The sequence below is a fragment of the Rheinheimera sp. D18 genome (assembly GCF_004345025.1).
GTDB lineage: Bacteria > Pseudomonadota > Gammaproteobacteria > Enterobacterales > Alteromonadaceae > Alishewanella > Alishewanella metallidurans.
Map to the genome: position 1 here is coordinate 1,095,114 of NZ_CP037745.1, position 24,585 is coordinate 1,119,698.

Below are 24,585 nucleotides of genomic sequence, written 5' to 3' on the forward strand. Positions count from 1 at the left end.
CGCATCTACCACATTAAATCATCCGGAATTTTAAAATCAGCGTAAGGATCATTTTCATCTAATTGTTGTTGCTTAGCATTAAGTACAATAATGCTATCACTTTGGCGCTGCGTTATTTTTTCTGCTACCGCAGCTGGCACTAAGTAATATTGCTCATCTTGCTTCGCTATGGCGAGTAAACCACGGCTTAATTCATCGTGCTGCTTTGCGCTGACGTATAAACGCTTTACGACTTTACCATCAGTAAAATTATAAGCGACGTCACCTTGCGCTCGAATGGTGTTATTGCCAATAAGTTGCTTAACTTGAGCTGCAATGGCTTTTTGCTGCACCAGAGCTTGCTTTTCTATGTTTAACTGTCGATCGCGCTCAATTTGCTGTTGGCGTTTTTGCTCGGCTAAGACACTGGCTTCATTTACCACGGTGTGTTTTTTACCCGCTTGTACTTTTTCTTGGTGCTTAGCCTTTTTAACGGCTTTTAGTTTTTTAGCATCAGCTAAACCGGCTTTTAATAGCTGTTCTTTTAGGGCGTTACTCATAATTTATTGCACTCGTTTAGGCTATTTATACACTTAATATAATAAGCCTATAGTAGCGCAAATATGCTGAGTTAATAAATCAAACTAACTCAATTTGTCAGCATCGGTTATCATATAGCGGTAATTTAGGGTTTAAGAGGTTCACTTTGCCATTTAATGATTTATCGCTTGATCCGCGCTTGATGCGTTCAGTGCAGCACCTTGGGTTTGATAAGCCTACAGAAATACAACGAGAAGCCATACCTGCTGTGATGGTAGGGCGAGATTTAATTGTATCTTCACAAACCGGTTCAGGCAAAACACTGGCCTATTTATTGCCAATGATGCAGCGCTTGTTAAAAAGCCGAGCCTTGTCAAAACGAGATGCTAGAGCGCTGATCCTTGCGCCAACCCGCGAGCTTGCTAAGCAGGTATATGCGCAGTTGCGTTTATTTGTTTCTAATACACCGCTAACCTCCGCATTGATTGTTGGTGGCGAAAACTTTAACGATCAAGAAAAAATACTGAAGCGTCAGCCAAATATCATTGTTGCGACGCCAGGACGTTTTGTTGACCATCTTGAGCATAAATCAGTATTTATTAATGGTTTAGAAATGCTGATCCTTGATGAAGCCGACCGAATGTTAGATTTAGGCTTTATGACACAGTTAACGGTGATTAATAAAGCCGCTGACCATCGTTTGCGCCAAACGTTGTTGTTTTCGGCGACCCTAGATCATGCTGAAGTAGATGAGTTAGCGTTAGCGTTATTGAAAACGCCATTTCGGTTAGCCGTGGGTGCAGGGCATCAGCCGCATCAAGATATTAGCCAGAACTTTTATTTAGCTGATCACCTAACCCATAAAGAAGCCTTACTAAAGCACTTTTTGCAGCAAGACGATATTAATCAATTGATTATTTTTACCGCAACGCGAGAAGATGCCGAACGCCTAGCTCAGCTATGCGAACAACTAGGTAAAACTGCAGTAGGCCTTAGCGGCAAGCTATCACAAAGTGGTCGTAATACTGTAATGCAAGCCTTCGCCACGGGTAAACATAAGGTGCTGGTTACCACCGATTTAGCCTCTCGAGGCTTAGATTTACTGCAAGTATCGCATGTTATTAACTTTGACTTACCCAAGCATGCTGAAGAGTATGTGCATCGTATTGGCCGTACGGGGCGTGCTGGTGCTAAAGGGCAAGCTATTTCTTTGGTTGGGCCTAAAGATATTGCAGCACTAGAGCGGATTGAAGCTTTTTTACGCCAACCAACCAGTTACAGTGTTATTGCCGGTTTAGAAGCGAAGTTTGATGGTAAGCCTAAATCACAAACTGCAGCAGTAAAACCGACCACGACTAAAAAAGCCATAAAGGCTAAGGTAAAACCAAAACAAAAATCGGAAAAAATCGCTGCGTCTAAACCGGTATTCTTTGAAGGCGGCGATGATGGTTCAGCACCAATTCGGCGCAAACAAAAATAAATGTTGCGTTGGTTAAATTTCCAACATTATTACTGCTACACTAAATACGTTGTTAGTCGCGAGTTTAACAACAGGGTAATTAGCAATATTGTTTAGGTTGCTGATCCGGCTAGAAAGAACATTGTGTTCTAGGTACTGAACAAGCTTATTGACCCCTTATTAGGCTTACTTGATAATGAGGGTGAAAATAGGTACTTGTCAGCTACTATGGCCGGTAATATTTAAGTCGCCAGCTCGCTGGCAAAATTAGTTAATGTAAGAGAGTGTTATGTCACAGTTAATTTCCGGTTCAGTTAAGTGGTTCAACGAAGAAAAAGGTTATGGTTTTTTAGAACGTGAAGGCGGCAAGGACGTTTTTGTTCATTTTCGCTCTATTAACGGTACCGGCCGTAAAACTTTAGTTGAAGGTCAGAAAGTTACTTTTGAAGTAACTGAAGGCCAAAAAGGCCCGCAAGCTGAGAACGTAACTCCTATCGATTAATTTCGGCCCAGCTTGTATAAAACCGGCTAAAGCCGGTTTTCTGTTATCTGAAGGTGAGTAAATCTACAAATATTTGGTGTTAAACGTCCGGTTTTAAAAAGCCAATGTTAGCTGCTGTGCTGTGGTTGTTTTAAAGCCTATTTGTAAGCCTACTAACCTTACGCCTTGTTGCTCGCGACGCTGCCATGCTTCATCAAGTAGCGGTAATAAGTGGTCTAGCTGCAGTGGCTGGCCTTGTTTTTCTACGGTAGTTTGACGAAAGTCACTAAATTTTAATTTAACACCTACTTTTTGCATTGGCGTGGTGCGCCCAGCCGGTGTGTTGCTGTAGTGTTCTAGCCGTTGTTGTAGCTTGGGCAGTAATTGAGTTAATGCGCTAACACAATCGTTATAGCTTAGTAAGTCGTGCTCTAGTGTTTGCTCAACACCCAGTGATTTTCGCTGTTCTCGGTTACAAACCAGCCGCTCATCAATACCCTGGCTGCGCTTTATTAAACTATCCGCTAAACCGCCAAAATTTTTTACCAGCAAGGGTAAAGGTGCGCTGCTGATGTCAGAGCAATAATGTAGCCCTAACTGACTTAACCGCTCTGCGGTTTTTGCACCTACGCCTGGTAAACGGCGCAGTGGTAGTGTTTTAACAAAATCATCAACCTTAGCGGGTGTAATTACAAACAAGCCATCAGGTTTATTTTCATCACTAGCAATTTTGGCTAAAAATTTGTTCGGTGCAACGCCCGCAGAAGCGGTTAATCCTGTTTCACGCAATATACTCCGGCGAATATCTTGGGCAATCAGTGTTGCACTGCCCTGAAATAACGAGCAATCAGTCACATCAAGATAAGCTTCATCAAGTGATAGTGGCTCAACATGGTCGCTATAGCGGGCAAAAATTGCTTGAATTTGCCTGCTGGCAATGCGGTATTTTTCCATGTTGCCATTTAGCAAGGTAAGATGTGGGCAGAGTTTTAACGCTTGACCGGTTGGCATTGCTGAGCGCACACCAAAGGCACGCGCAGGATAGTTACAGGTTGAAATAACGCCACGGCTTTGTCTGGCACCGCCAATAGCTATAGGAATATGCCGCAGTATAGGGTTATCGCGCATTTCTACTGCGGCAAAAAAACAGTCCATATCTATATGTATGATTTTTCGCACCGAGCAACCCAAAGCATAATTCATAATTATTAACTGTTATTATATACAGCATTTTGTTTATTGTTGCAAAGGCGAGTTATCGTTTCTTTTACTCAGGTAATGCTGAATTTTTGTGCTTTAGCTATTTAGATGTCTGAAATCTTAATGCATAAATTTTAAATTAGCGTTAGAATGGCGCCAATTTTTACCAGCCAGTTTTGATTTACCAACATTATATTAATTAAAACGATGCGTGAAAGCCGCGCCAGGAGAAAGCATGTTAAAGCGTGATATGAATATTGCCGATTTTGATCCCGAATTATGGCAAGCCATAACAGATGAAACGAACCGTCAGGAAGCACATATTGAGCTTATCGCGTCAGAAAACTATGCCAGCCCGCGTGTATTGCAGGCGCAAGGTTCACAGTTAACCAATAAATACGCTGAAGGTTACCCACATAAGCGTTACTACGGTGGTTGTGAGTATGTTGACGTTGCTGAAGACTTAGCCATTGCTCGGGCGAAAGAGCTATTTAGTGCTGATTATGCTAACGTGCAACCACACGCTGGCTCACAAGCTAATGCCGCGGTATTTTTAGCGCTGTTAAATGCGGGCGATACTATTTTGGGTATGAGCTTAGCCCACGGCGGCCATTTAACGCATGGCTCACATGTTAGCTCGTCAGGTAAGTTATACCACGCAGTGCAGTATGGTTTACATCCTGAAACTGGCGTTATTGATTATGATCAAGCCGAAGCGTTAGCGATTGAGCACAAGCCTAAAATGATTATTGCTGGTTTCTCTGCCTATTCAGGTATTGTTGATTGGCAGCGGTTTCGTGATATCGCCGATAAAGTTGGCGCCTATTTATTTGTTGATATGGCTCACGTTGCCGGATTGGTAGCCGCGGGTTTATACCCGAATCCAGTACCTATTGCTGACGTTGTAACTACTACCACGCACAAAACCTTAGCTGGCCCACGTGGCGGTTTAATTTTAGCGCGTAAAAATGAAGAAATTGAGAAAAAGCTAAATTCAGCGGTATTCCCAGGTTGCCAAGGTGGCCCGTTAATGCACGTTATTGCTGCTAAGGCTGTTGCTTTTAAAGAGGCGTTACAGCCAGAATTTAAAGTATACCAGCAGCAAGTGTTAAAAAATGCAGTTGCTATGTGTGATGCCATGATTGCGCGCGGCTATAAAATTGTTTCTGGCGGTACTAAAAATCACCTGTTCTTAATGGACTTGATTGATAAAGAGATCACCGGTAAAGAAGCGGATGCATGGTTAGGTCAAGCGCATATTACGGTAAACAAAAACTCTGTACCAAATGATCCGCGTTCACCGTTTGTGACCTCTGGTTTACGTATTGGTACACCGGCTATTACACGCCGTGGCTTTAATGAAGCCGAAGCACGCGCTGTTGCTAACTTAATTTGTGACGTGTTAGATAGCCGTGGTGATGCTGCGGTAATTGACACTGTACGTGGTAAAGTTACTGAGCTATGCAGTCGTTTCCCAGTTTATGCTTAAGCACTAATTAAGTGTTATCATGGCCGCTATTGCGGCCATTTTTTTATCTGACGTTTTAAACGTCTTAGCGAGATGTTTTATGTATTGTCCGTTTTGTAATGCAGATGACACCAAGGTTATAGATTCACGTTTAGTCGCTGACGGGCACCAAGTGCGGCGTAGGCGTGAATGTCTAGCTTGCCATGAACGTTTTACTACCTTTGAAGCGGCCGAGTTGGTGATGCCACGCATTATAAAGCGTGATGGTTCAAGAGAGCCGTTTAATGAAGATAAGTTACGCAGTGGTTTATTGCGCTCGTTAGAAAAACGTCCGGTGTCTACTGAGCAAATAGAGCTATTAATTCAAAAAATCAAGTCATTACTGCGGGCTACCGGCGAGCGCGAAGTCGGTAGTCATTATCTGGGCAACCTGATAATGGATGAACTGGTAAAAGTTGATAAGGTTGCCTATGTTCGCTTTGCCTCGGTGTATCGTTCATTTAAAGATATTCGCGAGTTTGGTGAGGAAATAGCCCGTTTAGGCGAAAAATCCTGATGTTTAGCTGCGCCGATTATACGTTTATGGCCGAAGCTATTCAGCTAGCCGAGCGCGGTTGTTACACCACTACGCCCAACCCAAATGTGGGTGCGTTAGTGGTGAAAAAAGGGCAAGTAATTGGGCGGGGCTATCATCAGCAAGCGGGCGGGGCGCATGCCGAAGTGTTTGCGTTACAGCAGGCCGGTGCGGCGGCAAAGGGCGCAACCTGTTATGTTACGCTAGAACCCTGTAGTCACTATGGTAAAACGCCACCTTGTGCTCAGGCGCTTATCGACGCCGGTGTCGCACAGGTTATAGTTGCTATGACTGATCCTAACCCCAGTGTTGCAGGTAAAGGCATAGCCATGTTGCGCGCAGCTGGTATCAAGGTAGAGGTTGGCTTACTTGAAACTCAAGCTCGGGCGCTTAACCCTGGGTTTTTAAGTCGAATGGAGCGCAACCGGCCTTATGTGCAGCTAAAGCTAGCGGCCAGTTTAGATGGGCGCACCGCGTTGGCTAATGGTGATAGTAAATGGTTAACTGGCGAAGCGGCGCGTGCCGACGTGCAACATTACCGGGCGAAAAGCTGCGCGGTGTTATCCACTGCCACCACAGTAATGGCCGATAATGCCCGATTGACACTACGCAAAGAGCAGCTACTGCAAGACGTTACGCACTTAAAAGATGGCACACTGCGTCAGCCGAAACGGGTTATTTTGGACCGTAACGGTATATTGGACCATAAACAAGCCCTATTTACCGATGGTGGTGAAGTGCTGTTATGCGTAAGCAAACTTGAAAACGATCGACAATTACCCAATATAGCTAGACAAATTCATTGCCAGTTAAACAACCAAGCTCAGTTTGACTTAGGTTTGTTGCTAACGCATCTAGCGGTACATGAGGGTATAAATAACCTATGGGTTGAAGCCGGTGCCACCTTGGCTGGCACTTTACTGCAGCTTAACTTAGTCGACGAGCTGATTGTGTATATTGCGCCTAAGCTGCTAGGTAATACAGCACAGCCACTAGCAGTGCTACCAGAATTTACCGCACTGTCACAGGTGCCTGAACTGAGCTGGACTGATATACGTATGGTGGGGCAGGATATTCGCCTTACAGCCAAATTAACTTAAGCCACTACGCCACGAGAGATTATGTTTACAGGTATTATTGAAGCCACAGGCAAGTTAAGTGCTGTTGTACAACGCGGTGGCGATATCAGCATTACTATTAGTAGTACGGAATTAGATTTTTCTGATGTGAAGCTCGGCGACAGTATTGCCAGTAACGGCGTATGTTTAACGGTAACTCAGCTTGGCGCCGCAAGTTTCTCCGCTGACGTTTCATCGGAAACGTTGGCACACACGTTATTTGGTCAGTATCAACTTGGTCAGCTTATCAACTTAGAAAAAGCCATGTTACCTACCACGCGAATGGGTGGCCATATGGTAAGTGGGCATGTTGACGGCGTAAGTTATGTTACCCGCATGGAAACGAGTGGTAGGGCCAAGCATCTTTGGTTGGCGTTGCCCAAAGCACTAGCGCACTATGTTGCCAGCAAAGGCTCGATTACTATCGATGGCATAAGCCTAACGGTAAATGAGCTAACAGCCGATGCGTTAAGGTTAACCATAGTGCCGCACACTGCCGCACAAACAACAATTTCACAATTAAAAGTCGGGGCTAAGGTTCACTTAGAAGTGGATTTAATTGCCCGTTATCTTGAACGTTTACTCAATAAAGATACTGCTAATACAACAGCGGGTGTCAATATGGCGCTGCTGTCACAGCGCGGTTTCTTATAAATAAGGTTTGTTATGCAACTGAATACTCCTGCTGAAATAATCGAAGATATGCGTCAGGGCAAAATGGTGATACTGATGGACGACGAAGATCGCGAAAACGAAGGCGATCTGGTCATGGCGGCAGAGTATGTTACGCCAGAGGCAATCAATTTTATGGCCACTCATGGCCGTGGTTTAATTTGTTTAACGCTCACTAAAAAGCGTTGTGCTCAGCTGGCATTACCCTTAATGGTAGATGCAAATAAATCACCGTTTTCAACTAATTTTACCTTATCAATTGAAGCGGCCGAGGGCGTAACTACTGGTATTTCTGCCGCAGACCGTGCTCGCACCGTTAAAGCTGCAGTGGCGCGTGATGCCAGACCAAGTGATATTGTGCAGCCAGGGCATATTTTTCCGTTGATGGCGCAAGATGGTGGTGTATTAGTGCGTGCAGGCCACACTGAAGCAGGCTGTGATCTGGCACGGTTGGCTGGTTTAGAACCCGCAGCGGTTATTGTTGAAATTTTAAACGACGACGGCACTATGGCACGTCGACCTGATTTAGAAATTTTCGCTAAAAAACACGGTGTTAAAATAGGCACCATTGCTGATTTAATTGAATACCGAAACCTTAACGAAACCACCATTGAACAGGTAGCACGCTGTCAATTACCAACTGAGGTTGGCGATTTTGAATTAGTAACCTTTAAAGACACCATTGATAACCAAATTCATTTCGCGCTGGTAAAAGGCGAGATAAAAGCGGATGAACCAACTTTAGTTAGAGTACATTTGCATGACACTTTTAGCGACTTGCTAATGGCAAACCGAGCTGCTAACCGCAGTTTTTCGCTACATACTGCTATGGCGCGTATTGCCCAAGACGGTGGTGTATTAGTGTTATTGGGTAAGCACGAAAGTTCAGACGCTCTGGTTCGCACAGTACAAGGTTTTGAAGCTGAAGATAAAGGCGAGAAACCACGCACAGCACCTTGGGTAGGCACATCACGTAATGTTGGCGTAGGTTCACAAATTTTAGCCAGCTTAGGCGTGAAAAAAATGCGCTTACTTAGCCAGCCGAAAAAGTATCATGCGTTATCAGGTTTCGGTTTAGAAGTTGTCGATTACGTTAGCGAATAAAGACAAATTAATAACGAAATTAAGCCGGTGTTGGTGCTATAAACACTATGCCGGTTTAGTGAGTGTTGTGCTATTATGCACCGCTAATTTTAAGCGGTCAGATTGTAAGGGCGACTTATGCAGGTAATAGAAGCGGGTTTTTCTGCCAACGGTAAGAAATTTGCGTTAGTAGTAGCGCGGTTTAACAGCTTTATTGTTGAGAGTTTATTAAGCGGCGCAACCGATACCTTACAGCGTATTGGTAATGTAGCAGAGCAAGATATTACTATCATTCGTGTACCTGGTGCATTTGAGCTGCCGTTAGCAGTGCAGCGTGTTGCTGCTAGTAAAAAATATGATGGTATTATTGCCCTTGGCGCAGTAATACGTGGTGGCACACCACACTTTGAATATGTATCAGGCGAGTGTACTAAAGGTATTGCTCAAGTGATGATGCAGTACGATATTCCGGTAGCCTTTGGCGTATTGACCGTAGACAGTATTGAGCAAGCTATTGAGCGAGCTGGCACTAAAGCAGGCAATAAAGGCTGTGAAGCGGCTATGTCAACGCTGGAAATGGTAAACCTGCTAACCAAGCTGTAACAAGAAGAGACACAGAAAATGAAACCTAATGCCCGTCGTCAGTCACGGTCTCTTGCAGTGCAGGGAATTTATAGCTGGCATATTAGCCATAACCCGATTGCAGATATTGAGCAACAATTGCTGCTCGAAACTAACGTTAAGCATGTTGATGTTGGTTATTTTCAAGATTTAGTCCGTGGTGTGGTAAAAAACCACGCTACCTTGGACGAGGCGTTAAAGCCCTATTTAGATCGGCCATTTGATGAAATTGATTTTGTTGAAAAGGCAATTTTACGTGTTTCTGCGTATGAGTTGAAATATCGGCTAGACGTTCCTTATAAGGTAGTCATTAACGAAGCTATTGAATTGGCAAAGGCTTTTGCCGCCGACGATAGTCATAAATTCGTTAACGGCATCCTTGATAAAGCAGTACGCGTACTGCGTCCAAGCTAAAGGAGAGCCGACATTTGTCGGCTTCTTAATTTTATGGATGAATTCGAACTCATTTCCCGCTATTTCTCTAATTGTGGTGCTAAGCGCCATGATACCGGTATTGGTGTGGGTGATGATGCCGCAGTGTTACAAGTGCGGGATGGTTGTGATCTGGTTATAACTACCGATACCATGGTTGCCGGCACACATTTTTTTCCTGATGCTGACCCTCGAGCGCTTGGCCACAAATTAGTTGCGGTCAATGTTAGTGATATCGCCGCTATGGGTGCAGAGCCCGCTTGGTTATCACTGGCGATAACCTTGCCATCGGTAGATGAAACGTGGCTCAGTGCTTTTGCGGCGGGCTTGCATGAAACGGCTGAGTATTATAATTGTCAGCTAGTTGGTGGTGACACGACACGTGGGCCAATGAGCCTAACCATGGTTGCCAAAGGCATAGTGCCGCGAGGCAAAGCTATTACCCGCAGCGGCGCTAAAGTGGGTGACTATATTTATGTTACCGGCACTTTAGGCGATGCAGCACTAGGTTTGAAGCTGTGCCAAGGTTTGCATGAAGTAAGTAAAAAACACCAAACTCATATTCTACAACGCTTTCATTTTCCATCAGCAAGAGTGGCGCTAGGCCAAGCGCTGCGCAATATTGCTAGCAGTGCAATGGACTTATCAGATGGCTTATATAGCGATATTCAGCACATTTTAAAACGTTCAGGCGTGGGGGCCAGTATTGATGTGTCGCGCCTGCCTTTATCGCAAGCGGTAAAAGATAGTTGTGATAATGCGACCGCAATGCAGTTGGCGTTGTCCGGTGGTGAAGACTACGAATTACTCTTTACTGTGCCAGAAGCAAAGCGGGGTTCGCTTGATGTACTGCTTTCACCTTATGGTATAGCCATTACCTGCATTGGCCGTATTACTGGCGTAGCCGGTAAGCTCGAGCTAAAACAAGCCGAGCAGCCCTTTAACTATGTGCACTCAGGTTTTATTCATTTCTGATGAGCAAACTGCAATTTAATTTAAAAAAGTGGTACCAGTTTCTGGCGTTGGGCTTTGGTAGTGGTTTATCGCCCAAAGCACCTGGTACTTTTGGTACGTTGGTTGCGGTGCCACTTGTCGCCTTGTTGTTGTGGGCGGGTAATGCTTATTTATTAGCTTTTGTATTAATAGGCAGCGTGCTGGGCGTATATGTATGTGGTCAAACGGCACGCGATGTTGGCGAGCATGATCATGGTGCTATAGTCTGGGACGAAATTATTGGTTATGGCATTACGTTGCTTTGGGCACCACTGCACTGGCAAACACTATTAATCGGTTTTGTTTTATTTCGCCTATTTGATATTGTAAAACCTTGGCCTATTAGTGTGCTGGATAAATCGGTGCATGGTGGTTTGGGTATTATGCTCGATGATGTAGCCGCGGGTATTGCCGCTTTAGTTGCGTTGCAACTATTAATACCTTATTTGCCGCTAAATTAATCAATAGACAATTATAGAAGGCTATAATGAAAAACATCGTACTGTTGCTTTTGTTGGTTTGCTTTGTTCGCGCACAGGCAGCTGAGCAACAGTCGGTTTATGATTTTGATATTAAGCACTGGGGCAGCAGCGAAGGCTTAGCCAGTAATTCTGTGCGCTCAATTAGCCAAGACAGTCAAGGCTATATCTGGTTAGCAACGCAACATGGCCTAGATCGTTTTGATGGCACCCAGTTTGAACATTTCACCAAAGAAACCCATCACCAATTAGCCAGCAACGGTACAACACGATTATTTCGCGATAGCTCGGGCTATATGTGGGTGGGCACTAAGTCTGGTTTGTCAGGTTTTGACCCTATAAGCTTGAAGTTTGATCGCTATCAGGTCTTGTCAGAAGTGTCTTCTATTATCGAAGTCCGCCCGGGTGAAATTTGGGTGGCGGCAGATAATTTATTTCGTATCCGAGATGGCAAAGTGAGCAAGGTTGAACAAATACGCGCATCAGTTAGTCAGCTAGAGTTGGTTAACGAGCATATTTGGGCTAGCAGTGCCGAAAGCCTATTTCGTGTAGATCTTGATGGTAATGTACAAAGTTATTCGCTACCTGCTGAATTAATGCAAACGCCTATCTACGATCTGTATTGGTCGGAAAACACCTTACACATTGCTGGTGAAGCAGGGTTATACCATATTGATGAGGCCGAGCAGGTTAAACGCTGCCAGCTGCCAGATCATAATAATACCGCAGTATATAAGTTGCTAAATGACAGCTTAGGTAATACCTGGATCTCAGCTCATCGCAAACTATTTCATCGACACCCTAACCAAAGCTGGCAACATATAAATGGCGATGAACTAGGTAGTTACCCGTGGTTTAGCGATATTTTTGAAGATAAAGATAAAAACATCTGGTTGAGTAGTTTTAGTGATGGTATCTACCGAGCCTCGGTCGGTCATATCCGCCGTGTGGTGCCTAGCCAGACTGATCCGGTTATTCGCAGCTTAGGTGTTACGCCAGCTAATACGTTATTGGTTGCCGCCCAGTCAGAATTAGGCGAACTTAATGCTGATGGCAGTTACACTGAACTGCTTAACTCGGCGCAGCTAGGTGCTATTACCGTGCACGACGTTTATTGGCCTAACGCGCAGCAACTGTGGTTGGCGACAGATCATGGCGTACTGCGTTACCAACGTGGCAAAACTGAACTTAGCACGCAGTTTGCTAATTTAACCGGATATACCGTTCGGGTGTTACAACCGGATAATGCTGATGGCTTATGGATTGGCGGTGTGATGGGATTGTTTCACTATAATAATAACTCACTACTCCCCTTTGCTTTAAATAATGAGCTTGAATCACGCCATATTACTGCATTACAACAGCAGCAACAAAAAGTGGTGTTTGGTACAACACGAGGCCTATATCAATATCAGGCGCAAGCTCTGACTCGGCTTGGTGTCGGCACCGCGCTATACAATAGTTATATATCGGCTGTACTGATTTTGCCTGACTCAACCATAATTGCGGCTACTTTAGATGACGGTATATTTGTTGCGTTAGCTAACAGCACAAAATGGCTGCAATGGCACACCGCGAATGGCTTACCCCATAGCCCAGTGGTTAGCTTAGCCTATGATGCCGATAGCGAAATGCTTTGGGTAAGTAGTAATAAAGGTATCTTTCGTTTAAACCTAGCGCAATTACCACTACTTGCTAGCCAGACGGTGGAGGCGGATGAAATTCTTGGTCCTTATGATCGACAACTAGGCACAGTGCCAGGTCGCTGCTGTAACGGTGCAGGGCAGGCCAAGGTTGCACACTGGCAGCAACAGTACTGGTATCCAACCTTAAAAGGCTTAGTGGCTGTGCCAGTGAAGCTAGAGGATAAACCCGAGCACGTTTTACAGCCGGTGATTAAAGGCGTTCAAGGTTTACGTAACTATATTGTTGAAAGCCAACAAAACAGTTTAGTGCTGGATTTGGATGACCGTAGCTTAAGCGTAAAGTACTCAGCGTTAGAATACATTAAACCTGCTGCGTTACAGTTTCGTTATCGATTAAAAGGCTTTGAACAGCAATGGCACGACGTTGGTCAGCGGCGCGAAGGTGTCTATACCAATTTAAGCCCCGGCCGTTTCGTATTTCAAGTGCAAACTCGCTTTGATAATAGCCCATGGCTGCACGCTAAGTCTGCCGAGCTAGAGCTGGTTATCCCTAAACGGTTTAACGAAACCCTTGTTTATCGGGGTTTATGGCTTATTTTGTTATTATTTTGCCTATACGGTATTTTGTGGCTGTTAAGGCGCAATACTATTAACCAACAACAACAACTAGAGCGTTTGGTGCGACAACGTACACAAGAGTTAGAAAACAGTAATTTACAACTGAATGAGCTTAATGAACAACTAGCCTTGCAAACACATAAAGACAGTTTAACCGGCTTGCGTAATCGCCGATTTATGTTTGAACAGTTACCAAAAGATATTGAGCATTTTCAGCGTAACCGCGAGTTTATGCAATCGCAGGGCAAATGTATTGCGCTTGTTCACCTTGATTTAGATAACTTTAAACAGGTTAACGATCAATATGGTAATAGTGCTGGTGACAGTTGTATTCAGCAGGTCGCCGGTTTACTTATTCGTGAAACACGAGGCTCTGATTACGTCGTGCGATTTGCTGGCGAAGAGTTTATTTTAGTGCTACGAGATATTCAAACCAACTTGGTAGCGCAATTTAGTCATCGTTTAAACGAACTAGTGGGTGAAGCCGTATTCAATTTACCTGATGGTAACCGCACCCGGCTAACTTGCTCAGTAGGCTACGCTGTTTATCCATTAGAACTATTAGGTGGCCAACTTATTAACTGGGAAATATCGCTACAACTAGCCGAAATAGCGCTATATCACGTTAAGCATGCCGGTAAAAATGGCGTTGCCACGCTTAAATTTGATCAACAGGTTGATGCGTTTGAATTTGAAGATTCGTCACACATTGAGGCACAGATAGAGCGACTTTTAGCCGCAGGTTTAGCACATTTTGAACTTGAGAATACTCATTTTTAATCCAGCCTGCATTTTTGCAGGCTGGATTAACAAAACTATTTAGCCTGAATAATATTATTGCAATGCATTAATACTATTAAGAATACCTTCGGTATTTAGGCCAAGTTCGGCATAAATTTCTTCTTGGCTACCATGTTTAATAAACTGGTCAGGTAAACCCAAGTTTATACATTTTACGCTAAGTTGTAATTTTGCAACAAATTCATTCACCGCAGAGCCGGCACCGCCCATAATGGCGTTATCTTCTACTGTAACAAAGTACGAATGGCTGGCAGCCAGCTCAGTTAATAACGCCTCATCAAGTGGTTTTACAAAGCGCATATCTACTAGTGTGGTGTTTAACTGCTCTGCAGCCTGTTTGCAGGCGTTTAATAACGGGCCAAACGCGAGTATGGCAATGCGTTCGCCGTTACGTACTAGCCTAGCTTTACCTATTGCCAGTAGTTGCATGTCGTGCTGTGCAGCAACGCCTGTTGCCGAACCTCGAGGATAGCGCACCGCAGCAGGGCCCTGGTATTGATAACCGCTATATAGCATCTGCCGGCACTCGTTTTCGTCAGATGGCGCCATAATAACCATATTGGGAATACAGCGCATAAAGCTGAGATCAAAAGAACCTTGATGAGTTGGCCCGTCAGCACCAACTACACCTGCGCGGTCAATGGCAAACAGCACATCTAAATTTTGTAGCGCGATATCATGAATTAACTGATCATAGCCGCGCTGTAAAAAGCTGGAGTAAATCGCTACTACCGGCTTTAAGCCCTCAATTGCCATACCCGCAGCGAGCGTTACCGCGTGCTGTTCGGCAATAGCTACGTCGAAGTAACGTTTAGGGTAGGTTTTAGAAAAGCGTACCAGATCAGAACCTTCACGCATGGCCGGCGTAATTGCCTGTAAGCGCTCGTCTTGGGCTGCCATATCGCAAATCCAGCTGCCAAAGATATTTGAAAACGTAGGTAACCCGGCCTTTTTCTCTGGTTGTTTGGTATCGTCAGGGTTGAATTTAGATACCGCATGATAACCAATAGGATCCGCTTCTGCAGGTGCATAGCCTTTACCCTTTTTGGTAACGATATGAAGTAACTGTGGTCCTTTTAAATTGCGCATATTGCGGATGGTATTTACCAAGCCGACCACATCGTGACCATCAATAGGGCCAATATAGTTAAAACCGAGCTCTTCAAAAAATGTACCTGGTGTCACCATGCCTTTAAAATGTTCTTCAGCGCGGCTTGCTAGCTCGTGCAGTGGTGGCACGCCACGTAGAATTTTTTTGCCGCCCTCGCGTAAGCTGGTATAAAAGCTACCCGATAAAATTCGCGCAAAATACTGGTTTAGTGCGCCAACGTTTTCAGAAATAGACATTTCATTATCGTTTAAAATAACCAGCATATCTGGGCGTACTTCACCAGCATGGTTTAGCGCTTCAAACGCCATACCTGCGGTAATTGCACCATCACCAATTACAGCAACGACTTTACGATTATTACGTGCTTGCTGCGCGGCGATAGCCATACCCAAAGCCGCACTAATTGAGGTGCTAGAATGCCCCACAGACAAGATGTCATATTCACTTTCTTCACGAAACGGAAAGGGATGTAAACCATCTTTTTGTCGGATAGTGTGCATGCGATCGGCACGACCGGTTAAAATTTTGTGCGGGTAAGCCTGATGACCTACGTCCCAGATCACCCGATCAAAAGGCGTGTTATACACATAATGTAATGCTACGGTTAGCTCAACCGTGCCTAAACCCGAAGCGAAATGACCGCTACTTTGACTAACACTTTTTAGCAGGTAACTACGCAGCTCATTACTTAGCGCCGGCAGTTTTTCTTGCGGTAGCTGTCGTAATTGCTCGGGTAAATTAGCCTTGGCTAACAACGGGTAATCGTGAAGATCTAACGCCATAATTCTTGCCTGTATTAAAATCTGCGTTCGATAATATACTGCGCGAAAGCGCGTAACTCATCAGTATTATACGGTAAGCTATCTAAAGCACTCAGCGCATCTACATATAATTGCTGTGCTTTAGCTTTAGCATTATCCAGCCCCAACAGAGCAGGATAAGTTGATTTGTTTGCCTTGGTGTCTGAGCCTTGCGGCTTGCCAAGAATGACGGTATCACTTTCTATATCGAGAATATCATCCCGCACCTGAAATGCTAGCCCTAATGCACTAGCAAAGCGCAGTAAGGCGTCTAAATCGGCTTGCTTAGGGTTTGGGCTACATAGCCAAGCCAACTGCACCGCACATTCTATTAATGCACCGGTTTTTAACTGATGCATGCGTTCTAACTGCGCCACGCTGGTGCTGTGATTAGTTTGCGCTAAATCTATTGCTTGGCCGCCACACATACCATTGTAACCTGATGCTGAAGCAAAGCATCGCACCATGTTTAGCACAGCAGAGGGGCTTACCTGCTGATAAGTATGGCTGCTTAGTACTTCAAATGCGAGGGCTTGCAAAGCATCGCCGGCTAAAATTGCCGTGGCGTCATCAAAGGCTTTATGACAAGTAGGTTTACCTCTGCGTAAATCGTCGTTATCCATAGCAGGTAAATCATCATGGATAAGCGAATAGCTATGCAGCGCTTCAAGTGCTGCAGCAGGGCCGTCTAAGTCAGACAATTGCGCGCCAAGCATAGTACCACAGCTGTATACTAAAAATGGCCTAACCCGTTTACCGCCAAGCAACAAGCTGTAAGACATAGCCTCAAGTAAGCGTGCGTCGGTTGTCGTTCGCTGTGCTAACAGCTGGTGAAGATGTTGCTCTACGCGCTGTTGATAAACAGGAATATTAGCTGGATGCACACTAGTTTCCTTGTTCAGGTTCAAAGGGTAACAAGCTTTCCTGTTGCTGTTGTTGCATTAAAATTTGTACCTTTTGTTCAGCCGTCTGTAATAATTGTTGGCTGTGGCGCGCAAGGGTAATACCCCGCTCAAACTGGGCTAACGATTGGTCTAAAGACAGTTCGCCTTGTTCAAGTTGTTGTACTATTTGTTCCAGCTCAGCCAAGGTTTGCTCAAACTGGCTTAAGTCAGCCTTTTTTTTACTCATATCACCCTCACAAAAGTGTGCGCAAAGTTACCTTAGCAGGCTATTATGGTCAATCAGAAAGCATAAGTGAAAGGCTAAATAGATAATTTAATGTAATTTATACTCAATCATTGTGTCTTGCTGTCGATAAACAGCTATCGTCTAAGATAAACTCGTACAGATGACCGTTTTGGCAGTGCTTTAGTTAAGGAGATAAGAGTGGATATAGCTACTCTGGTTGGATTGTTGGGCGCAATTGGTTTTATCATCATGGCGATGATATTAGGAAGTAGTGGCAACGTCGGTATGTTTATGGATACCGTGTCAGTGCTTATCGTATTTGGTGGCTCAATCTTTGTGGTTATTTCCAAATTTACGCTAACGCAGTTTTTTGCTTCAGGTAAAGCCGCGGCTAAAGCCTTTGTGTTTAAGATTGAAGCGCCAGAAGAGCTGATCGAAAAAGCGGTACAACTGGCTGATTCCGCGCGTAAAGGGGGGTTTTTAGCCTTAGAAGAAGCTGAAATTCCTAATGGCTTTATGCAAAAAGGCATTAACATGCTGGTTGACGGACACGATGCTGATGTGGTGCGGGCTACCTTATTAAAAGATATTAATCTTACCGAAAAACGTCACGAAGTGGCTATTGCCTTGTTTAAAAGTTTAGGTGATATCGCACCAGCGATGGGGATGATCGGCACATTAATCGGCTTAGTTGCCATGTTATCTAATATGGACGATCCTAAAGCAATCGGCCCAGCAATGGCGGTAGCCTTATTAACAACGTTGTATGGTGCTTTTATTGCAAACGTTGTTGCTATACCTATAGCGGATAAGTTGTCTATTCGTAATCAGCAAGAAAAGCAGAATAACCAGTTAATTCTAGATGCTATTTTAGGCATACAAGACGGGCAAAACCCGAAAGTGATTGAAGGTATACTGCGCAACTATTTAGCACAAAGTAAACGTGAACCAGCGGCGGAGTAAGTTATGAGTGATGATGCCGAAGACTGTAAATGCCCACCGCCAGGCTTGCCGGCCTACATGGGTACATTCGCTGATTTAATGGCATTGCTGATGTGCTTCTTTGTGCTATTGCTGGCGTTTTCAGAAATGGACGTAATGAAGTTTAAGCAAATTGCCGGTTCAATGAAATTTGCTTTTGGTGTGCAAAATAAAATTGAAGTAGAAGATATACCCAAGGGTACCAGCGTTATTGCGATGGAGTTTCGCCCCGGTAGGCCCGATCCGACACCCATCGAAACCTTGCAGCAACAAACTATAGAAATTACGCAGCAGGTTATTGAGTTTCAAGCCGGTGAAGAGGACTCGGCCGGTGGCAGACAAGAGCAACGAGAAGATTTAAGCGGCGGTAAATCGGTAAGTAATGCCGAAGAAATTATGGATGGCGAATCCTCAGCCGCTGAAGCACAGTCAGAAGCCTTGCAAGAGCAAACTAATGAAATGGTGAAAAAACTCGCCGAGCAGCTAGAAAAACAGATTATTGATGGCGCTATCGAGCTTGAATCACTAGGTCAGCAAATTATTATTCGTATTCGTGAGAACGGTTCATTTCCGTCAGGCTCGTCATTTTTACAGCCAAGGTTTAAGCCAATAGTGCAGCGTATTGGTAGTTTGTTAAATGATGTTCCTGGTGAAATTACCGTTACTGGGCATACTGACAATATTCAAGTATCTGACGAGCTACATACCAATAACTGGGACTTATCAGCAAAACGTGCGGTGTCAGTGGCGTCCGAAATGATGAAGGCTGATGGCTTTGATAAAACCCGTTTAGTGGTGGTGGGTCATGCTGATACTAAGCCTTTAGTGCCAAATGATGATGAACTCGGTCGGCGGCGTAACCGCAGGGTAGAAATATCTATTATGCAGGGCAAAGCCAAAGAGTCAGATCCCATTAGCTTAGAGCCAGGCACGCCTTAGTGGCTCACTATTTATCAATAGGTAGCGCAGATTAGGTCTTTAAATAGAGATCAGCTATAATTTGCGCCACTTTTTTTCTGCTGATAATGTGTTGCTGTTAGATGATAGAATTTATAATCAAATTACATCCGGAAATTGCGATAAAAAGCAAATCGGTGCGCAAACGCCAAACCCTGCTACTAGAGCGCAATATTCGCACTATTTTATTGCGTGTTAATGATAATACTGAAGTAAAAAATAACTTCGACCACTTAACTGTTCGCTGCCCTAGCGACGATGCAGCGCTTAAACAACAGCTAATTGACCGCTTAAGCTGTATTCCAGGCATAGTGCATTTTTCTGAGATGCAATCCAGTAGCTTTAACTCGCTGCATGATATTTATCAACAGGTTGCAGAAGTTTATGCTGATCAGCTGCACGATAAAACGTTCTGTGTACGCATACGTCGTGAAGGTAGCCATGAGTTTTCGTCTTTAGAGGCAGAGCGCTATGTCGGTGGTGGCTTAAACCAGTTGGTTAGCTCAGCGCGCGTAAAATTAAGTAAACCTGATGTCACCGTTGCATTAGAGATCAGAAAAGATCGGCTAATTATGGTGCGTAAGCAACATCAGGGAATGGGCGGCTTCCCGCTACCATCTCAGTCTGACGTACTGTCACTTATTTCTGGTGGTTACGACTCTGCTGTTGCCAGCTATTTGATGATCCGCAAAGGTTTGCGTACCCATTATTTGTTTTTTAATCTTGGTGGTGCCGCGCATGAGGCCGGTGTGCGTGAAATGGCACATTTAATTTGGCAAAAATACAGCCTGTCACATAAAGTGAAATTTGTTAGCGTAAATTTTGCGCCGGTGGTAGAACAAATTTTAGAGAATATTGATAGCGGCTTAATGGGAGTGGTGCTTAAACGGATGATGATGCGTGCTGCCAGCGGTGTGGCTGAAAGTTTAGGTATTAAAGCCATTGTTACTGGCGAAAGTATTGGCCAAGTATCTAGCCAAACCATTACTAATTTAAGTGTAATTGATCGTGTTACTGAAACCTTAATTCTGCGCCCGTTGATCTATCATGATAAGCAAGAAATCATTGATATGGCGCGTAAAATAGGTGCTGAAGATATCGCAAAAAGTATGCCTGAATATTGTGGCGTAATTTCAAAAAAACCGACAGTAAATGCGGTATTAGCAGAAGTATTGGCTACAGAACAAAACTTTGATTTTTCGGTGTTAGATCAGGTAGTACAAACTGCCAAAGTGCTAGATATTCGCACCATAGATTATCAGGCTGATCAGCAAGCGCATGTGGTTTCTGAACTCGCCGAACTGCCAGCAGACGCTATTGTGCTTGATATTCGTAGCCCTGAAGAAACTGACACGAAGCCCTTTAGGCTTGCTAGCCATAAGGTAGAGCAGCTACCGTTTTTCCGTTTAGCATCGCAGTTTGTTAATCTTGATCAGAGCAAGCAATATTATTGTTACTGTGAGCACGGCGTAATGAGCCGTTTGCAAGCGTTAGTGTTGCAAGAGCAAGGCTTTACTAACGTAGCGGTATATCGGCCGTAACAGCATTAAGGTGCTGTAAAGCAGTTATTTGTTGCAGCAGTTGACGATTATGCGGCACGGCAATGTTATGCTGTGCCGCTTGTTTCACGATGTAGCCGCTTATCGCTGCTATTTCACTGCGCCGCTGATGGGCAATGTCTTGCTGCATAGAAGAGAAGTTTTGCGCGGTGTTGTGAATAACCCTCTGCACGTTAGCTTGTGTTTGGGCAAAATCTAATGGGTAACCGCAAGCCGTTGCTACCTGACAAACTTCAAGCAGTATCGCATTAATTTGTTGTTGGTAGCGACTATCGGCTAACGCACCATTACGACAATTATGTAGAGCACTCAGCGGGTTTATTACCGCATTAATAGCTAATTTTTGCCATAAAAACGGCTGTATATTATCGACTACGGCAAGTGGGCCAAGTGCAATATTCATTGCCTGTTGTACCTGGAGTAACTGCACTTTTGCCGCTGCGTTAAGCGGTGCTAATACGCTATCACCCTGTCCGGTATGCCGCACATTATTACCTTGTTTTAATGCACCATGAGTAGTGGTTAAAAACCATAAGCCTTGGGTGGGGAGCAGAAGTTGTAATGCGGGCTCTATAGTACCCATACCATTGTGGCTAAGCACGAGTTGAGCATCAGCGCTTAGCGCAGGCAGTAAGCTGTGTAGTGCATCAATTACTGAATAGCTTTTTACTGGTACTAATACTGCGTTAAGTGGTGCGATGGCTGAATGAAAATGCAACGCGTGCTGGTTAAATGTAATATCAATAGCGGCAGGTTGCCGCAGCCATAACTTTATTGGCTGTTTGGCGAGCTTAAGTTGGCTGGCGGCGAGTAAACCAATAGCGCCTTGGCCAACAACACACCAGCTTAGCGCCGGCTGCGCGGACGAATTGTGTGCCATAATTTGCGTACCGCATAAAACAACACGACACCAGTAACATCGGCCAGCAGATCGAGCCAATCGCCGTTACGACGCGTAAAGTAATGTTGTACCAGCTCAATAGCGCCGCCATATGCACCTAGCAGTATAATTGCGGTAACAGGCGTTAGCCTAAAACCTTTCCATAGCAAGCCTGTCAACACGGCAAAAATACCTAAATGCGCCACCTTATCGATATGGGCAAAGCTGCCAATAACACGATGGCCGTTCAATTCAGCTAAAAAGCTTGCAGTAGCGAGCAAGAAACACAGTACGCATAGCCCGCGATAAATATTTTGTGACACACTTAACCCTCGATCATATATGGCGCTCGGATTGTAGCAGTTTTGTGGTTATAATCTCTAGTAGACTGACTGGCTTAAGTTAAGGAGACGTTTAATGCCTTCGTTTGATATTGTTTCAGAAGTAGAACAGCAAGAAGTGCTAAATGCCGTAGAGAATTCTAATCGTGAGTTAGATACACGTTTTGATTTTCGCGGTGTACAAGCTGAGTTTTCTTTGAAAGACAAAGTGATTACGATGAAAGCTGATGCAGAATTTCAATTGCAGCAAATGCTGGAAATTTTTCTTGCTAAAGCAGTGAAGCGTGGCTTAGATGTGCGCTCATTTAAAGATGGCGATGTTGTACACTCAGGCAAAACCTATAGCCAGACTTTAAGCTTGCTACACGGCATTGAGCAAGATATGGCAAAAAAATTAGTTAAACTAATGAAAGATAACAAGCTAAAAGTTCAGGCGGCGATTCAGGGCGATCAAGTGCGAGTGACTGGAAAAAAACGTGATGATTTACAAGAGGCTATCGCGTTAGTGCGAAGTTCTGAATTAGAACAAGCGTTTCAGTTTACTAATTTTCGCGATTAATTTAGTTACTGCGCCACGCTAGCCATCCAGAGCGCCATTGACATTTTCATACTAGCTATTAGACTGCACGCGGCTCTATTCAAGAGCCGCTTTTTTTGGTGCTGCAATTAACCGCAGGTAAACGGGAATCTGGTAAAAACCAGAGCTGCCCCCGCAACGGTAAACAACTTATCTGTATTCATAGCCACTGTCAGATGATGGGAAGGCGAGTGCAGGCATATGCAGGTTGTTAGCCCGGAGACCGGCCAGAAAAAATCCTTCAACTTGATTAAATGTGCGGCGGGCACATTTTCGGAGCTTACATGTTTAAACCTGCTTTGGCGGCCGTGTTGGTCGCATCCTGTTTTTCGGCTAATGCTGAGAACATCGAACATATCAGTATTTACGCTAACCGTACCGCTACGCCGCAACAAGACGTGCTAGCCAGTGTGACGGTATTGGAACGCGATGATATCGTCGCCCGTCAGGCCAACGACTTACCCGCCTTACTGGCGCAATTACCGGGCATTAACCTGTCACGTGACGGTGGTCGGGGACAAAATAGTGGTCTTTATATCCGTGGCGGCAATACCGGCCACTCCTTAGTGGTGATTGACGGCGTGCGCAGTGGTTCAGCTACCTTGGGTTATAAAACGTTGTCGATGCTGCCGCTGGAATTGATTGAACGTATTGAAGTTGTGCGGGGGCCGCGCGCTGCCTGGTATGGTGCTGATGCTCTGTCTGGTGTTATTGCTATTACTACACGCAAGGCTCAGGGAGTAGAACTTAATGCCAATGTGGGTAGCTATGGCCAGTTTGGCGCCGATGTTAGTGTTAGCCGGCAAATTGACGATCTTGCTGTAAGAGCAACTGCTGGTTATAGCCAGGCTGATGGTTTTAATGTGCGTAAAGATCTGGACCCGGACCGCGATGGTTATGATCAACGCTTTGCTAAACTGGCTGCCGATTATCAGACCAGTTTTGGTTTGTTACGGGCTCAGTTTGATGTTAATTCCGGCTTTTATCAGTTCGATACAGGTTGGGGCAATGAAGATCAAGCCGATACCCTTAACCGTACTTACCTGCTTGGCTGGGAGCATCAATCGGGGCAGTGGCAGCATCAGGCACAATTAAGCCGGATACTGGATGACGATACTATTTATGGCCCGCAATCACGTAGCCCATTTGTGACTGAGCGTGATGAGTTCAATTATCAAACCGGCACTGCTATCACTGATAATCTGAGTTGGTTAGGTGGGGTGAACTGGTATTCGGAAAACGTTGGCCGTTCTGGCGTTAACTATGTTGAAGACAGCCGCATTAACCGTGCGCTATTTACCGGTCTGAATTTTAAACAAGACAGTGTGCAGTTAGATGGTTCGGTACGGCGTGATTTAACCACGCAGTATGGTGGTAATAATACCTGGCAACTGGCGGCAGGTTACTGGTTTACTGATGCCTGGCAGCTAAGGATTAGTCGCGGTGCGGCTTTTAAAGCGCCAACCTTTAATGACTTATATTATCCGGGTCAAGGTAACTCTAACCCTGATTTAGCTCCAGAACGTACTTTAGCAGACGAAGTTGCAATCAGTTATCGTGTGGCGAATGGTAGTGTGCAACTGGCATGGTTTGAGAATGATATTGATAACCTGATCCAGCTTGATGAGAACTATACGCCGCAGAATATTGAGCAGGCAAAAATTTCGGGTATTGAGTTGGTTGTTCAGGTCGATGTTGCCGGTACGCGGCAAAACTTTGCTTATAGCTGGATTGATACTGAAAACACCTTAACCGGGCAGCGGTTAGCCAGACGGCCGGAAAATACTGTCAACTGGCGTGGTAGCTATGAGCTTAATAAGTGGACGATATTTATTACTGCCGATTATCAAAGTGCAACCTACCAAGGTGCCGACTGGCTATCAGGTAACGACTTACCGCTTGCGCCAAGCCATACTCTTTGGGGGGTTGGTGGTAGTTATACGCTAACGCAGGCGTTAACGTTAAGAGCTAAAGTAGATAATGTGTTTGATAAAAAGTACTACACTAGCCACAGCTATTCCGCAGCAGGCGCTAACTTTGGTATTAGCATAAACTACACACCGCAGTAAAATCTATGTATCTGT

24 protein-coding genes and 1 riboswitch are annotated in these 24,585 nt (G+C 44.7%); of the genes, 17 read left to right on the plus strand and 7 right to left on the minus strand.

Annotated elements, in window-relative coordinates:
- Positions 1-5 precede the first annotated feature (5 nt).
- Complete coding sequence (locus tag E0Z06_RS05245) at positions 6-539, minus strand: DUF2058 domain-containing protein (protein WP_132582557.1); 534 nt, start codon at positions 537-539, stop codon at positions 6-8.
- 146 nt (positions 540-685) lie between these two features.
- Between E0Z06_RS05245 and E0Z06_RS05250 the strand changes: the two genes are divergently transcribed.
- Both E0Z06_RS05250 and E0Z06_RS05255 read left to right on the plus strand, forming a co-directional pair.
- Complete coding sequence (locus tag E0Z06_RS05250) at positions 686-1,999, plus strand: DEAD/DEAH box helicase (protein WP_132582559.1); 1,314 nt, start codon at positions 686-688, stop codon at positions 1,997-1,999.
- Between the two features lie 268 nt (positions 2,000-2,267).
- Positions 2,268-2,480, plus strand: coding sequence for a cold-shock protein (locus tag E0Z06_RS05255; protein ID WP_132582561.1), 213 nt, complete (start codon positions 2,268-2,270; stop codon positions 2,478-2,480).
- Positions 2,481-2,573: 93 nt separating this feature from the next.
- Here E0Z06_RS05255 and dinB read toward each other — a convergent pair whose 3' ends face one another.
- Complete coding sequence (dinB, locus tag E0Z06_RS05260; RefSeq protein WP_207903148.1) at positions 2,574-3,638, minus strand: DNA polymerase IV; 1,065 nt, start codon at positions 3,636-3,638, stop codon at positions 2,574-2,576.
- A gap of 256 nt (positions 3,639-3,894) precedes the next feature.
- Between dinB and glyA the strand changes: the two genes are divergently transcribed.
- The 10 genes from glyA (at position 3,895) to E0Z06_RS05310 (ending at position 14,143) form a co-directional block, all read left to right on the plus strand.
- A complete protein-coding gene (gene glyA, locus E0Z06_RS05265) occupies positions 3,895-5,148 on the plus strand; it encodes a serine hydroxymethyltransferase (protein WP_132582565.1) in 1,254 nt (417 codons plus the stop codon).
- A gap of 79 nt (positions 5,149-5,227) precedes the next feature.
- The gene (gene nrdR / locus E0Z06_RS05270; RefSeq protein WP_132582567.1) at positions 5,228-5,683 is read left to right on the plus strand and encodes a transcriptional regulator NrdR; all 456 of its coding nucleotides are present in this window, start codon (positions 5,228-5,230) and stop codon (positions 5,681-5,683) included.
- Positions 5,683-6,801: a bifunctional diaminohydroxyphosphoribosylaminopyrimidine deaminase/5-amino-6-(5-phosphoribosylamino)uracil reductase RibD gene (gene ribD, locus E0Z06_RS05275; protein ID WP_132582569.1), complete on the plus strand. Its 1,119-nt coding sequence runs from the start codon at positions 5,683-5,685 to the stop codon at positions 6,799-6,801. The genes nrdR and ribD overlap by 1 nt, the downstream gene beginning before the upstream one ends.
- Before the next feature lie 21 nt (positions 6,802-6,822).
- Positions 6,823-7,473, plus strand: coding sequence for a riboflavin synthase (locus tag E0Z06_RS05280; protein ID WP_132582579.1), 651 nt, complete (start codon positions 6,823-6,825; stop codon positions 7,471-7,473).
- A 12-nt stretch (positions 7,474-7,485) separates the two neighbouring features.
- A complete protein-coding gene (ribBA, locus tag E0Z06_RS05285; protein ID WP_132582581.1) occupies positions 7,486-8,595 on the plus strand; it encodes a bifunctional 3,4-dihydroxy-2-butanone-4-phosphate synthase/GTP cyclohydrolase II in 1,110 nt (369 codons plus the stop codon).
- Between the two features lie 117 nt (positions 8,596-8,712).
- Positions 8,713-9,177 carry a 6,7-dimethyl-8-ribityllumazine synthase gene (ribE, locus tag E0Z06_RS05290; protein ID WP_132582583.1) on the plus strand — a complete coding sequence of 155 codons (465 nt, stop codon included), beginning with the start codon at positions 8,713-8,715 and terminating at the stop codon, positions 9,175-9,177.
- Positions 9,178-9,195: 18 nt separating this feature from the next.
- On the plus strand, positions 9,196-9,609 hold the full coding sequence (gene nusB / locus E0Z06_RS05295) for a transcription antitermination factor NusB (protein WP_132582585.1): 414 nt from the start codon (positions 9,196-9,198) through the stop codon (positions 9,607-9,609).
- Between the two features lie 33 nt (positions 9,610-9,642).
- Positions 9,643-10,602: a thiamine-phosphate kinase gene (thiL, locus tag E0Z06_RS05300; RefSeq protein WP_132582587.1), complete on the plus strand. Its 960-nt coding sequence runs from the start codon at positions 9,643-9,645 to the stop codon at positions 10,600-10,602.
- Positions 10,602-11,081 (plus strand): phosphatidylglycerophosphatase A, encoded by a 480-nt coding sequence (locus tag E0Z06_RS05305; RefSeq protein WP_132582589.1) that lies wholly within the window; start codon positions 10,602-10,604, stop codon positions 11,079-11,081. Before thiL ends, E0Z06_RS05305 begins: the two co-directional genes overlap by 1 nt.
- A gap of 26 nt (positions 11,082-11,107) precedes the next feature.
- Positions 11,108-14,143: a ligand-binding sensor domain-containing diguanylate cyclase gene (locus tag E0Z06_RS05310; RefSeq protein ID WP_132582591.1), complete on the plus strand. Its 3,036-nt coding sequence runs from the start codon at positions 11,108-11,110 to the stop codon at positions 14,141-14,143.
- A 54-nt stretch (positions 14,144-14,197) separates the two neighbouring features.
- On the opposite strand, the gene dxs is transcribed toward E0Z06_RS05310, so the two are convergent.
- The 3 genes from dxs to xseB are packed head-to-tail and all read right to left on the minus strand — an operon-like array spanning position 14,198 to position 17,206.
- Positions 14,198-16,057, minus strand: a complete 1,860-nt coding sequence (gene dxs, locus E0Z06_RS05315; RefSeq protein WP_132582593.1) for a 1-deoxy-D-xylulose-5-phosphate synthase — start codon at positions 16,055-16,057, stop codon at positions 14,198-14,200.
- A 14-nt stretch (positions 16,058-16,071) separates the two neighbouring features.
- Positions 16,072-16,959, minus strand: a complete 888-nt coding sequence (gene ispA, locus E0Z06_RS05320) for a (2E,6E)-farnesyl diphosphate synthase (protein ID WP_132582595.1) — start codon at positions 16,957-16,959, stop codon at positions 16,072-16,074.
- A gap of 1 nt (position 16,960) precedes the next feature.
- The gene (gene xseB, locus E0Z06_RS05325; protein ID WP_132582597.1) at positions 16,961-17,206 is read right to left on the minus strand and encodes an exodeoxyribonuclease VII small subunit; all 246 of its coding nucleotides are present in this window, start codon (positions 17,204-17,206) and stop codon (positions 16,961-16,963) included.
- Between the two features lie 198 nt (positions 17,207-17,404).
- On the opposite strand from xseB, the gene pomA reads away from it, so the two are divergent.
- The 3 genes from pomA (at position 17,405) to thiI (ending at position 20,685) form a co-directional block, all read left to right on the plus strand.
- Positions 17,405-18,169 (plus strand): flagellar motor protein PomA, encoded by a 765-nt coding sequence (gene pomA / locus E0Z06_RS05330; RefSeq protein WP_132582599.1) that lies wholly within the window; start codon positions 17,405-17,407, stop codon positions 18,167-18,169.
- A gap of 3 nt (positions 18,170-18,172) precedes the next feature.
- Positions 18,173-19,126 (plus strand): flagellar motor protein MotB, encoded by a 954-nt coding sequence (locus E0Z06_RS05335; protein ID WP_132582601.1) that lies wholly within the window; start codon positions 18,173-18,175, stop codon positions 19,124-19,126.
- A gap of 101 nt (positions 19,127-19,227) precedes the next feature.
- Entirely contained in the window at positions 19,228-20,685 is a 1,458-nt protein-coding gene (gene thiI / locus E0Z06_RS05340; protein ID WP_132582603.1) for a tRNA uracil 4-sulfurtransferase ThiI, read from the plus strand.
- Here thiI and E0Z06_RS05345 read toward each other — a convergent pair.
- Positions 20,660-21,583, minus strand: coding sequence for a 2-dehydropantoate 2-reductase (locus E0Z06_RS05345; RefSeq protein ID WP_132582605.1), 924 nt, complete (start codon positions 21,581-21,583; stop codon positions 20,660-20,662). The two genes, thiI and E0Z06_RS05345, sit on opposite strands and share 26 nt — an antisense overlap.
- On the minus strand, positions 21,550-21,906 hold the full coding sequence (locus tag E0Z06_RS05350; RefSeq protein ID WP_132582607.1) for a VanZ family protein: 357 nt from the start codon (positions 21,904-21,906) through the stop codon (positions 21,550-21,552). The genes E0Z06_RS05345 and E0Z06_RS05350 overlap by 34 nt, the downstream gene beginning before the upstream one ends.
- A gap of 94 nt (positions 21,907-22,000) precedes the next feature.
- Here E0Z06_RS05350 and E0Z06_RS05355 point away from each other — a divergent pair, with 94 nt between their 5' ends.
- Both E0Z06_RS05355 and E0Z06_RS05360 read left to right on the plus strand, forming a co-directional pair.
- Positions 22,001-22,483 (plus strand): YajQ family cyclic di-GMP-binding protein, encoded by a 483-nt coding sequence (locus E0Z06_RS05355; protein WP_132582609.1) that lies wholly within the window; start codon positions 22,001-22,003, stop codon positions 22,481-22,483.
- Positions 22,484-22,562: 79 nt separating this feature from the next.
- A riboswitch (cobalamin riboswitch) is annotated at positions 22,563-22,748 on the plus strand.
- A 37-nt stretch (positions 22,749-22,785) separates the two neighbouring features.
- A complete protein-coding gene (locus E0Z06_RS05360) occupies positions 22,786-24,570 on the plus strand; it encodes a TonB-dependent receptor (protein ID WP_132582611.1) in 1,785 nt (594 codons plus the stop codon).
- Positions 24,571-24,585 lie beyond the last annotated feature (15 nt).